General features: G+C 40.5%; 8 protein-coding genes and 1 pseudogene. 8 read left to right on the forward strand and 1 reads right to left on the reverse strand.

The window, feature by feature from the left end; genetic code table 11:
* Positions 1–42 precede the first annotated feature (42 nt).
* The 5 genes from I6F45_RS11250 (at position 43) to I6F45_RS11270 (ending at position 9,413) form a co-directional block, all read left to right on the forward strand.
* Positions 43–1,212, forward strand: coding sequence for an efflux RND transporter periplasmic adaptor subunit (locus I6F45_RS11250; protein WP_165740179.1), 1,170 nt, complete (start codon positions 43–45; stop codon positions 1,210–1,212).
* 9 nt (positions 1,213–1,221) lie between these two features.
* Entirely contained in the window at positions 1,222–4,374 is a 3,153-nt protein-coding gene (locus tag I6F45_RS11255; protein WP_165729477.1) for an efflux RND transporter permease subunit, read from the forward strand.
* A complete protein-coding gene (locus I6F45_RS11260) occupies positions 4,367–5,779 on the forward strand; it encodes a TolC family protein (protein WP_165729478.1) in 1,413 nt (470 codons plus the stop codon). The genes I6F45_RS11255 and I6F45_RS11260 overlap by 8 nt, the downstream gene beginning before the upstream one ends.
* A 10-nt stretch (positions 5,780–5,789) precedes the next feature.
* A complete protein-coding gene (locus tag I6F45_RS11265) occupies positions 5,790–6,818 on the forward strand; it encodes a zinc-binding dehydrogenase (RefSeq protein WP_197160495.1) in 1,029 nt (342 codons plus the stop codon).
* 339 nt (positions 6,819–7,157) lie between these two features.
* A complete protein-coding gene (locus I6F45_RS11270; protein WP_165740175.1) occupies positions 7,158–9,413 on the forward strand; it encodes an acyl-CoA dehydrogenase in 2,256 nt (751 codons plus the stop codon).
* A 187-nt stretch (positions 9,414–9,600) separates the two neighbouring features.
* Here I6F45_RS11270 and I6F45_RS11275 read toward each other — a convergent pair.
* Positions 9,601–10,562, reverse strand: a pseudogene (locus I6F45_RS11275) (integron integrase).
* A 238-nt stretch (positions 10,563–10,800) separates the two neighbouring features.
* Between I6F45_RS11275 and I6F45_RS11280 the strand changes: the two are divergent.
* The 3 genes from I6F45_RS11280 to I6F45_RS21385 all read left to right on the forward strand — a co-directional run bounded on the left by I6F45_RS11280 (position 10,801) and on the right by I6F45_RS21385 (position 12,613).
* Positions 10,801–11,229: a hypothetical protein gene (locus I6F45_RS11280; protein WP_197160497.1), complete on the forward strand. Its 429-nt coding sequence runs from the start codon at positions 10,801–10,803 to the stop codon at positions 11,227–11,229.
* Between the two features lie 151 nt (positions 11,230–11,380).
* Complete coding sequence (locus I6F45_RS11285) at positions 11,381–11,731, forward strand: hypothetical protein (protein ID WP_231609656.1); 351 nt, start codon at positions 11,381–11,383, stop codon at positions 11,729–11,731.
* A gap of 399 nt (positions 11,732–12,130) precedes the next feature.
* A complete protein-coding gene (locus I6F45_RS21385; RefSeq protein ID WP_331460651.1) occupies positions 12,131–12,613 on the forward strand; it encodes a toll/interleukin-1 receptor domain-containing protein in 483 nt (160 codons plus the stop codon).
* The last annotated feature ends 189 nt before the right edge of the window (positions 12,614–12,802 follow it).

The following is a 12,802-nucleotide window of genomic DNA, read 5'->3' on the forward strand; positions in this document are numbered from 1 at the left end:
AAATCCGTATTATGCGAGGCTAATCAACAATGGAGCGTCTTCATGAACAAACATCTAATTGCTGCTGCACTTACTGCGGCATCTTTAACACTAGCAGGTTGTGCCGATGAGAGCACAGCTCAATCAGCACCTGCACAGCAACTTCAACCAATTGATGTAGCACAGGTGCTTGTTAAACCAGTACAAAGCTGGCACACATATACAACTCGTTTAGAGTCTCCACAAGAAGTTGCTTTAATGCCGCGTGTATCGGGAATCATCGATAGCATTGAATTTAAAGAAGGCGATGTGGTTAAAGAAGGCGATGTTTTATTTCAATTAGATGCTCGTCCATTTGCTGCTGTGGTTGCTAGTTTAAAAGCGCAAATCAACAGCGCACAAGCTGCCTTAGAGCAAGCTAAAAGTGAAGACAAACGAGCGGTACGATTATTAGACCGTAAAGCAATTTCTACTGAGCAAGCACAAGCGCGTACTTCAACACTACGCCAACGCGAAGCACAGCTTTCTGCACTTCAAGCACAACTTACTTCAGCAGAGCTTGATTTAGAGTTTACGTCAGTAGTATCACCAATTGATGGCATTATTTCTCGCGCAAATATTACCAAAGGTAATAACATACTTGCGGGTCAAAGCGTATTAACGTCAATTGTTTCAAACCAAGCTATGTACGCTTATTTTGATGTTGATGAACGCACATGGAATCAATCTTTTAATGATGTTACTGCTGCGAGTCAGCAAACTGTTGTAATGCAAAAAGTGGGTCAAAGCGATTTTGCATACAAAGGCTACATTAACTTTATTGATAACCAAATTAATTCATCAACAGGTACATTACGTGTACGTGCAGTATTTAATGAAGACAGCAACCAGTTACGCGCAGGCTCGTTTGCACGTATAAAGCTTGCTGCAAATTCTATTAGCGACGCGATTATTATCCCAGAACGTGCAATTGGTACCGACTTAAAAAATCGTTTTGTATTAACGGTTGGCGAAAACAACGTACTTGAATACAAACTTATCACTACAGGTGAGCGTTACGGTGCCTTACGTGCGGTTACATCGGGCCTTAACGAAGGTGATGTTATTGCTGTAAATGGCCCAGCTCGCGTAGGCCCTGGTATGCCAATCTCTCCGCAAACAGTAACAATTGATACAAGTGGTGTGGCATTTACATTGTTAAATGACAACGCACAACTTGTGGCTAAGCAATAAGGTTTATTGATGAAATTCTCGCATTTCTTTATACAGCGTCCAATATTTGCGGCCATGCTGTCATTGGTTATTTTAATTGCTGGTGGTATATCACTATTCCAACTACCAGTAAGTGAATACCCAGAAGTAGTTCCTCCAACCGTGGTTGTAACCGCTAACTACCCGGGTGCTAACCCGACCGTTATTGCGCAAACAGTGGCAACACCGTTGGAGCAAGAAATTAACGGCACTGAAAACATGTTATATATGTTTTCGCAAGGTACCAGTGATGGCCGCATGACACTAACGGTAACCTTTGCATTAGGTACCGATTTAGACCGTGCTCAAGTACAAGTACAAAACCGTGTAAACAGTGCGCTTCCGCGTTTGCCAGAAGAAGTACAACGTTTAGGTGTTGTGGCTGAAAAGTCATCACCAGATTTAACCATGGTAGTGCATTTATATTCACCTGAAAAAACGCACGACACAGCGTACTTATCTAACTATGCCGATTTAAACATTAAAGATGAAATTGCACGTTTACCGGGTGTAGGTGATATTCGCATGTTTGGTGCCGGCAAATACTCAATGCGAGTATGGCTAAACCCAGATGCACTTGCTGCACGCGAATTAACAGCAACAGATGTAGTAACAGCACTTCGCTCGCAAAACCAGCAAGTTGCTGCAGGTAGCTTAGGCGCGCAACCAATTTCAAACGACAGTCAATTTCAAATATTGTTAAACGTTAAAGGTCGTTTAAACAGTATTGAAGAATTTGAACAAGTTATTATTAAAGTAGGCGACGAGGGTCAGTTAACGCGTTTATCTGATATAGCCCGTGTTGATTTAGGTCAAGACACTTACTCACTTCGAGCAGAGCTTGATAATCAACCAGCACTTGCAATGCCAATATTTCAACGCCCTGGTTCTAACGCTATTGAGCTATCTGATCAAGTACGCGAAACAATGGCGCGCTTATCTAAAGATTTTCCTACCGGTGTTGAATACGACATTGTGTACGATCCAACGGTATTTGTTCGCGGCTCAATTGACGCGGTAATTGCCACTTTGCTTGAAGCAATTGTATTGGTAGTTATTGTTGTTATTGTATTTTTACAAACATGGCGTGCATCAATTATTCCGCTAATTGCTGTGCCTATTTCACTTATTGGTACGTTTGCCGTAATGCAGTGGTTAGGTGTCTCAATTAATACCTTATCGTTGTTTGGCTTAGTATTGGCCATAGGTATTGTTGTAGATGATGCGATTGTAGTTGTTGAAAACGTAGAGCGTAATATCGAAAAAGGCTTATCGCCACTTGAAGCAACCCGCGTTGCAATGAGTGAAGTAACAGGCCCTATTATTGCCATTGCGCTAGTACTAAGTGCTGTATTTATTCCTACTGCGTTTATTACCGGTTTATCAGGTCAATTTTATAAGCAATTTGCACTTACAATTACTATTTCGACTATTATCTCAGCGTTTAACTCATTAACGTTATCGCCTGCGCTTGCTGCATTGTTATTAAAATCGCACGATGCAAAACCAGATGCGTTCACGCGTTTACTTAATAAATTGTTTGGTCGTTGGTTATTTAAACCATTTAACCGCGTATTTAATCGTGGTGCTAAAGGTTACGAAAAACTGGTACAAAAACTAATTCGTATGACCGTTGTTGTTATGGTGGCTTACATAGCACTTGTTGGTGGCACAATTAAGTTATTTGATACCGTACCGGGTGGCTTTATTCCACAGCAAGATAAACAGTATTTAGTGGCTATTGCGCAGTTACCTGATGCATCAAGCCTTGATCGTACTGAAGATGTGCTTTCTCAAATGCAGCAAATTGCATTAGAAGTACCAGGCGTTGCACATACAGTTGCTTTTCCTGGCTTATCAGTGAACGGTTTTACTAATAGCCCTAACAGCGGCATTGTATTTACACCACTTGAAAGCTTTGACAAACGTACCGACCCAAGCCAATCAGCGATGGCGATTGCTGCCGAGTTGAATAAACGTTTTGCTGCCATTGATGAAGCATTTGTAGCGGTATTTCCACCGCCGCCAATTCAAGGTTTAGGCACTACCGGCGGTTTTAAACTGCAAATAGAAGACAGAGCAAATAAAGGATTTGAAGCCTTATTTAATAGTCTGCAAGCTGTTATCGGTAAAGCGCAACAAGACCCAGCATTAATGGGCTTGTACTCGAGTTTCCGTATTCAAGTTCCACAAATGGATATTGATATTGACCGTGAGCAAGCGCTAATTCAAGGTATTCCACTTGATGAAGTATTTAACGCACTGCAAATTTACTTAGGCTCTGTGTACGTAAATGACTTTAATATGTTTGGCCGTACCTACCAAGTAAATGCACAGGCTGATGCTGACTACCGCTTAGACCCTGATCAAATACTTAATCTAAAAGTACGTAACCGCTCAGGAAATATGGTGCCACTAGGCTCTGTATTAACAGTAACACCAACAATTGGTCCTGACCGTGTTATGCATTACAACGGTTACCCAAGTGCAGAACTAAATGGTAGCCCAGCGCCAGGTTATAGCTCTGACCAAGCACAAGTTGCTATTGAAAAAGTACTCGCAGACACACTACCAACAGGTATTGAGTATGAGTGGACTGAAGTAACGTACCAACAAGTACTTGCCGGTAACACCATGGTTTATGTATTCCCGTTAGTTGTATTACTTGTATTTATGGTACTTGCAGCGCAGTACGAGAGCTTACGTTTACCACTGGCAATTATATTAATTGTACCAATGACTATTTTCTCAGCCTTATTAGGTGTGTGGTTTGTCGGCTCTGACAACAACATATTCACCCAAATAGCGTTAATAGTACTGGTCGCGTTGGCTTCTAAAAATGCGATATTGATGGTTGAGTTTGCAAAAGATAGACACGACTCAGGCTTATCGCACTTAGAGGCAATACTTGAGGCATGTCGTATGCGCTTGCGCCCAATATTAATGACCTCAATTGCATTTACAGCAGGTGTTGTACCGTTAGTTCTTGCTACCGGTGCGGGCGCCGAAATGCGACACGCAATGGGTAACGCAGTATTCTCAGGGATGATAGGTGTAACCGTGTTTGGCCTATTGTTTACGCCGGTATTTTATATGTTAGTGACTAACAAAAAAGAGAAAGCGCAGGAGAATACTCATGACTAAATTAATGCAAAAAAGACTTAAAACAAGTCTGACCGCCAGTGCAGTATTAGTTGCTGCGTTTTTAGCAGGATGTGCGAGTAAAATAGACACCATGAGCGAGCAAAAAGCCGTTAACGAATTTGTTGCTAAAGCTAATATTGCTAGTAACGTTAGCGTTGCTGATGAGACAAACTGGTGGAAAAAGCTTAATTCTGATCAACTAAATGAGCTTGTTACTGGTGCGCTTGCAAATAACTATAATTTGCAAACAAGCCAGTTAACACTTAAAAGTGCATTAGCGCGATTAGGAGAGCAAAAAGCCCAATACCTGCCGCAAGGTGGCGTAAATGTTGGCGCAGCTCGAAGCGATGCACCAAGCGTGTTTGACCGCCAATCAAGTGCAAACGTTGCACTTGATTGGCAACTAGATTTATTTGGTCGCATAACGGCGTTGGTTGATGCAGCAAATGCATCGGCCATGAGCCAAGCAGAGCAAGTACGCTTATTACAAATTGAAGTTGTTTCGTCAGTCGTTAAAGGCTTTGTAAGTTACCAAGGGAATGTTGAAAAACAACACATTGTTACACTTCAAATTGAAGCGCTTGAGCAAAGTATTGACGTTTTACAGGCACGAGTTGATGAAGGTGTAGCTAACGAGCTTGATTTAAACCGTACGATGGCGCAGCTTAGGCAGCAACAAGCATTAATGCCTGCTATTGAGTATGCAAAATACAGCGATTTATCTGCGCTTGCAGTACTAAGCGGTAAGCTAGCGCAAAATATTGCTATTGAAAACGAGCAAGGCGTGCTTGAACGTGACTTTAGCGTAGCACTAAAAAACGCTAATAATGCCATTGCCTTACGTCCAGATATTAGCCGCGCGCTGTTTGACTTTAGCCAAGCAAATAGTTTAAGTGTTGCAGCTAGCAAAGCGTTATTACCCGATATTAGCTTATCTGCATTTGCAGGGGTTGTGAGTATAGATAGCACAGGCTTAAAAAATACCGATCAACAGTGGCAAGTAGCGCCGCAGTTACAGTGGTCTATTTTAAGTTATCCTGCGCTTTTAGCGCAGCGTGACGCGCAACAGTTTTTAAGTGAAGCTGCGTACAGCGATTATCAACAAGTAGTATTAACTGCACTAAGTGAAAGTGAACTTTCACTGCAATTGTTGGTCAATCAAGCACAGCAAAAACGCTTTGCCGATGAACGTTATGACTTTGCTAATAAAGCATTTTTACAAGCACAAGCAATGTACGAAGAAGGTCAAATTCCTTACCTTGAGTTGTTAGATGCGCGCCAGGATGTTTTAATAGCACAAGAAAATGCTGTTGAAACAACAATTTCTTCACTGCTTGCCAAAGTAAATGCTTACCAGTCATTTAATGGGCAATGGAGTTATGCGTTAAACGACACTAATAAGTAGAGTTATATTGATGCCAAATACTGAAAATTTACATGAATACATTATCCCGCAAACTATGCGCGCTATTGTACTGCCAGAACCAAATGAAGCAATTGACTTAGCGGATGCTGAGCTGCCTGTTCCTATTTGTGCAGATAACGAGCTGCTTGTAAAAGTAGAGTACGTTGGTTTAAATCCAGTTGATGGTCAATTTGCTAAAACAGGCTTTTGTAAATGGCAGTATCCACACATTCTAGGCTTAGATGCCGTAGGTGTTGTGGTTAAAGCTAATAAAGGTGTGTTTCCAAATGTTGGCCAGCGCGTTATGTGGCATGCCAACATTGGTGAGCAAGGTGCTTTGAGCGAATACACCAAAGTACCTAACTTTGCAGTGTCGGTTGTGCCAAGCGGTTTAAATCCGGCCATTGCAGCAACACTTCCATGCGCCGGTATGGCAGCACTTATTAGCTTAGATAAAATAGGCATTAGTGAAGGCGATACTATTTTTATTGAAGGCGGAGCCGGAGCGGTAGGGCAGTTTGCTATTCAATATGCAAAACAGCGCGGTGCAGATGTATTTACCACGGCATCAAAGCGTAACCATAAATTGGTTAAACAGTTAGGCGCTGATGTGATTTTTGACTATAGCGATAAAAAGCTATGCGAAAAAATCCGCAGAGAACTTGGCCCGCAAGGCTTTGATGCGGTTATTGATACGATTGGTGGTGAGTGTACTCAGCGTAATATTGAGTTAATGCGTTTTTGCGGACGTATTGCCTGCTTAAATCCGCTCCCTTGTTTTGATCAAGACTTAATGTATCACCGAGCGCCCAATATTAGCGTTGTATCAATTGGGGGTGCATGGCTTGCTAACAGTTTATGTGCACAACAACGCTTGAGCTTTATGGGCAACCTGTTACTTGAAGGAGCTGTTAGTGGCGACATTAAACACCCAGAAATAACGCCCGTAGATTTTAGTGCTGAGTCAGTATCGCAAGCACTTAATAAACAACTTGCGGGTGGTTTTACCGGCAAGCAAGTTGTTAAAGTTGCCAAGTGAAACGCTTATACAATTTGATTTAAATTTAGGTAGTTTTAGCTAGATTAACTAATAATGTAGCCTCTACAAATTGAATAAAAACGTAGCCTATTTGTGCTGCGTTTTTTTATGCCCATAAAAAAATAGATACAGCGCTAGAGCTTTTGCTGTTTTATTCATCATTTTAATCAAAATACTTTTTTTCAGCGTACAACTGTAAGCCTTTGTGTTTCAACAGTTTACGTTCAGGTAAAGAAAATAAATTGAAAAAACTGTTAATTAATTGAATAGAGCAATTGATCTAAACGATTTTTTATGACGTAATGTAGGTATTATTTAGCTGGTCGGATGAGTTCAATCATGAGTTTACGTACAAAACTAAAAAAAGTATTACCAAGTATTTCTATCACAGAACAAGAAGCGCTAGACGCGGGTGATGTATGGCTTGAAGGTTCTATCTACCAAGGTAAACCTGATTTCAGTGCACTTCGCGACGTACCTGCTGCTACATTAAGCGCAGACGAGCAAGCATTCTTAGACGGTCCAGTAAAAGAGTTATTGGGCATGATTGACGATTCAGTGATTCAAAACGGCATTCATTTACCAAATGACATCTTAGAATTTTTGAAAAAAGAGCGTTTTTTCTCGCTTATCATTCCTAAGTCGTTTGGTGGTTTAGAGTTTAGCCCTTATGCAAACTCTACTATTGTTGGCACAATTGCGACTAAAAGCTCAGCAGTTGCGGTAACCGTAATGGTTCCTAACTCGTTAGGCCCGGGTGAGTTATTACTTCACTTTGGTACGCAAGAACAACAAGCACATTACTTACCACGCCTAGCAAATGGTACAGACATACCATGTTTTGCATTAACAAGCCCAGAAGCGGGTTCTGATGCTGGTGGCATTCCAGACATTGGTACAGTTACTAAAGGCATGTATAACGGCGAAGAAGTACTTGGCCTTGAGATCACATGGGACAAACGCTACATAACGCTTGCACCTATTGCTACCGTACTTGGTTTAGCCTTTAAAGTAATGGACCCTGATGGTTTATTAGGTGGTAAAGAAAGCTTAGGTATTACCTGTGCACTTATTCCAAAAGAGCACCCAGGTGTAGAGCTTGGTAATCGCCATGACCCAATGGGTATTCGTTTTTACAACGGTACTACACGTGGTAACAAAGTATTTGTACCAATGGATTTTGTTATTGGTGGACAGAAAAACATCGGCCGTGGTTGGCAAATGCTGGTTAGCTGTTTAGGTGCTGGCCGTGGTATTTCATTACCTGCGCTAGGTGTTAGTACAGCACAAGTTGCATTTAAATCAGCATCTGAATACGCAGCAGTGCGTGAACAGTTTGGTTTAGCCATTGGCCAGTTTGAAGGTATTCAAGAAAAACTAGCCGACATTGCAGGTAAAACATACCTACAAGAAGCAATGCGCGTACTTACAACTGAAGGCTTAGGCATGGGCTTAAAACCATCAGTAGTAACTGCAATCGCTAAATACCACATGACAGAGCTTGGTCGCGACGTACTTGATTCAGCAATGGATATTCAAGCAGGTAAAGCGATTCAAAATGGTCCACAAAACACATTAGCAAGTGGTTATGTTGCTCAGCCGATTGCCATTACGGTAGAAGGCGCGAACATTCTTACTCGTAACCTAATGATATTTGGTCAAGGTGTTATGCGTTGTCACCCATATTTACAATCTATGGTTGAGTCAATTCATAGTGAAGACAAAGGCGCAGATAAAGAATTTAACGGTATTTTACGTAAAACAATTGGCTACAGCACAGCAAACAGCTTACGTGCTTTCCGCTTAGGTGTTTTACCATTTACAGCAAGTGCTAATTCTGAATTACCAGAAGTACGCGACTACGAAAAAGCAGTACATAAATTATCTGCAAAACTTGCAGTGTACGCAGACTTTTCGTTACTTGTACTTGGCGGTAAGTTAAAACAAGCAGAAATGCTATCGGCACGTTTAGGCGATGTAATGAGCTTCTTATATGCAGCTATGGCATCAATTAAATACTACGAGCAAAAAGTATCAAGTAGTGACCGTGAGCAAGCAGCACCTTATTTCCATTACGCGACTCGTTTTGCACTACAAAGTGCTGAAGAAGCATTGCATAAGTTTTTAGATAACTTCCCTGCAAGTGGTACACGTAAGTTTATTCGTTTTATTACAATGAACTACTCAACTAAAATGCCAAAAATTAGTGACGATTTAATCCGCGAACTAGCTAAGCAAGCTCAGCTAGATACCGCATTTAAAGCGCAAATCACGCATTTAGTTAAACCAGTAGTGGGCGATGGCCATCATATTAATGAGCAAGCTTACAAAGCTAAAATGGCATCACTTGGCGAACTGGCTAAAGTTAAAAAAGCATTACGTGCTAAAGTAATTAAACCAGGTATACGCTTTAACATCACGCTTGATAACGCACTAGCGGCAAACGTAATCACGCAAGCTGAACACGTTCAGTTAATTGATTACAACATCAAACGTGAAAAAGCGATTCGTGTAGATGAGTTCGATTTTGATATGAACCTACTAGACGATAACGCACAGCCGATTAATCCGCTTAAAAGCGTAGTTAATCAGTAAGTTAAAGTAATAAAATTCAATGATGCAAAGCGCTCGCAGTATCGGCGCTTTTATTTTTGAAAAGTATTAGTGTGGAGCCCCGCTTGTGTAAAAACAAGCGGGGCTTTTTTATGTTTTTAAAATGGAAATAGATGACGGTATTGGTTTGAAAGTGAATATGTATCTGTAGAGGATTAAAAAGAGACGCTTATAATCTTGAAAAAGGGCTAACAACCCCGTTAGCACCTTGCTGCAATACATGAGTATAAATTTGTGTAGTACGCACATCGCTGTGACCTAGCTGTGTTTGTACTGTGCGGATATCAGCGCCGCTTTGCAACAAGTGCGTAGCAAATGAGTGGCGCAAAGTATGTGGGGTAACGTGTTTATTAATATGTGCATCAAAAGCGGCTTTTTTAACAGCGCGTTGTAATTGCTTTTCATCGATATGATGGCGCCTTAATTGCTTACTCTCGGGATCAAGACTTAATTTATGTGATGAAAATAAATATTGCCATCCCAGCTGCTTATTATGGTTTGGATATTTTTTACGTAACAAATGCGGCATATAAGCGCCGCTATATAAGGGGTTTTTCAGATCTAATTGCAGGTAACTATCAACTAATTGTATTTGAGAACGTAATTGCGGTATGAGCTCTACTGCAAGCATTACAACACGATTTTTACCTCCTTTGCCATCCCAAATTCGAATGCAGTTATAGTCAAAGTCAATATCGTGAACTCGTAAACGCAGTACCTCCATTAATCGCATACCACTGCCATAAAGTAATCCACAGGGTAAATAATGCTTTGCTACACAGTGTTTAAATAGCGCTGAAACTTCTGTTTGAGTAAGCACAACGGGTAGTTTTCTTGGGCGTTCACTTTTTACAAAGTCTAATGATAATGAAAGGGGGCTCTTAATTATTTCTTTATATAGGAAACTTAGCGCATTTAGTGCCTGCGCTTGTGTGCCTTGCGCTACGTTTGCGAGTTTACTAAATGGTTCAAATACGATTCTACTTGAGTGTCTCCCATAGAGCTTGGGTGCTGCATATTATTAAAGCGGATATAGCTAGCTATCCAAAAAAGATAAGCTTCAATAGTGCTCTTTGCATACCGTTTGCTATACATATGGTCTTTAATCATGGTTAGAAAGAGAGATTTCATAAATGATATTCAACTTTTAAAAACGTACTGTATATATAGACAGTTGTTCGTGTTTTGTCCAATAACATTATTAAAAGTCGTTTTGGTGTATTTTAACAACAATAACTTTACAAAATACGTAATTACCTGTTTACATAGAAGTTGTTTAGTGGAATTATTAAGCAATGTAATATACGCCGTTTTGGGGTGTTATAAACCCCCAAAGTGGTGTTCAATAAGCTGTTATGTGCAGAGAATTATGTATCGATCATACTTTAAAGAGTGGGATGTAAAAAGCGACTTCGTTCAAGAATTTGTAACTCTTTGGGATGGATGGCTTGGAGAAGACGAGTGTTACAAATTAGATTTAGTTACTGAAAAGGAATGGTGTTGTTTCAATAATTTTATTAAATCGATTTCAAATAAATACAAATTAATGGCAGTAGATTGCGACTCCGAGAAATTAATTGAAATAGATGATATTAATAAAACACTATCAACTTACAAGAATTCAATAAATAAAGGCCCTGATTCATTTTCCAAATATGTTATACCTGAACTAAATTGTATAATCACCGAAGAATGGGATTATACTTATATTATCTGGCATAAAAATAACGGTGCATTAGAAAAATTAATACCACTTATTAATGAGGTTGGGCTTAAAAATTTCGGGCCTTGCACATAACAAAACTAATTAAAACCGACGCGAAACACTCCGCCTTCTTTGTGTTTCGCTTCGCGAAGTATACACAAAGAAGGCTCCGCGTTTTGCGCGGTTTATTAGAGCGTTATGTGTATAAACAGGTTTAGGCATTCCTATTTGAGAAACGATGCAAATGAATAAGATTGAAGCATTATCGAAAATTAAGTTAGCGCTAAATGGACATGCACAAGTCATTACTCCTAAAGGCGAAACATACGAAAATTATGTAGAAAAACTAAAATTAAACTTATTGGATCATATTATAGATCCAGTTAAAGTTACGGTTGTATCTACATGTGCTGATAATGGTGATTTTGATAAATACAAAAAATCTAATGTTTGGGCTATCGCTAAAAGCAAGTTTGGTTGGTTGCTAACATTAGAAAACGAAAATGAATTTGCACTCGCTTTTGGCGATGATCCAAATAAAATAATGATGCATGGTTTCTCCTCTCCTGATGTATTAGCGGAGTGGTGTTCATAATACACATAACAAGGCAATCAAACGGACACGCAACAGTTGGCTGCGCTTCGTGCCTCGCACAATTTTAGCCAACTATTACTTAGCCGCTTATTGTGGCGTTAGAGCGCACATGATGCCATTGGCCTTCCGTCAATTTTAAATGTTTTTTAAATAGTTATTACCAAAAAGGATAATTACAATATGGCACAATGCACAGCACCAAGAAATGGCCACCGCACTGCTAGTGGCGCCGCTTCATGTCCCGCATGTAGTAGCAGGAGTCGTGGCTATGGTGGAGGATATTCACCTTCATCATATTCACCTTCGCCATATTCCTCTTCAGGAGGTGGTTCTAGAAGTTCCAGTAATAGTGTTGGGTCTAGTAGTGCTCGCCCTCGTTGGTCAAAAGCAGGTTCCTCCGTGGCCTACACTGCTGCAGATGTACGAATGCTGACTCCAGTTCGTCAAAATGTCGAAAGACGAGCTTCCAAGCCTGACTTGCGAGATATCTTCCTTTGTCACGCGTGGGATGACCGAAAGGGAGCTGCTAAGGAGTTACACGATCAGCTTGAGGCTTTAGGTGTTTCGGTTTGGTTTAGTGAAAAGGACGTTCTTCTTGGTTCAAATTTGCTTCGTGAAATTGATAAAGGGTTGGTCAAGTCACGAGTCGGAATTGTATTGGTTACACCATCGTTTTTGAATCGGATTGCAGGAGAAGGGATCGCTGATAAAGAGCTTTCGGCACTTCTAGCGACTGATCTTCTTGTACCCATTGTACATGAAACAACGTATGACGATTTGCGTGATGCCAGCCCGCTTCTTGGTTCTCGGAGTGGCTTAGACACTGCTGAAGACCCGATAAAAAATATTGCTGCAAAACTTGCCGAACTGGTAGCGCTCTAACAAGTTGCTTAAACGGAATAAAAACAGTTGGTCATCGCTTCGCGATTATAACCAACTATTTTTATCCGCTTAGCAAGGCGTTGAGGCTGTAGAATTACTCTTTCTAGGAACGTATTCTACTATTTTCAATTGATTGCTTTTTAACCTTGAATCCATTCATTCGCTGTGATCTAATAGATATTATTCACC

Origin of the sequence: Pseudoalteromonas sp. SWYJZ19 (assembly GCF_015864375.1) — a bacterium.
Lineage (GTDB): Bacteria > Pseudomonadota > Gammaproteobacteria > Enterobacterales > Alteromonadaceae > Pseudoalteromonas > Pseudoalteromonas arctica.

Coding starts and splice junctions, on each gene's coding strand:
- I6F45_RS11250 (WP_165740179.1), top strand. CDS start 43: ATGAACAAACATCTAATTGCTGCTGCACTTACTGCGGCATCTTTAACA.
- I6F45_RS11255 (WP_165729477.1), top strand. CDS start 1,222: ATGAAATTCTCGCATTTCTTTATACAGCGTCCAATATTTGCGGCCATG.
- I6F45_RS11260 (WP_165729478.1), top strand. CDS start 4,367: ATGACTAAATTAATGCAAAAAAGACTTAAAACAAGTCTGACCGCCAGT.
- I6F45_RS11265 (WP_197160495.1), top strand. CDS start 5,790: ATGCCAAATACTGAAAATTTACATGAATACATTATCCCGCAAACTATG.
- I6F45_RS11270 (WP_165740175.1), top strand. CDS start 7,158: ATGAGTTTACGTACAAAACTAAAAAAAGTATTACCAAGTATTTCTATC.
- I6F45_RS11280 (WP_197160497.1), top strand. CDS start 10,801: ATGTATCGATCATACTTTAAAGAGTGGGATGTAAAAAGCGACTTCGTT.
- I6F45_RS11285 (WP_231609656.1), top strand. CDS start 11,381: ATGAATAAGATTGAAGCATTATCGAAAATTAAGTTAGCGCTAAATGGA.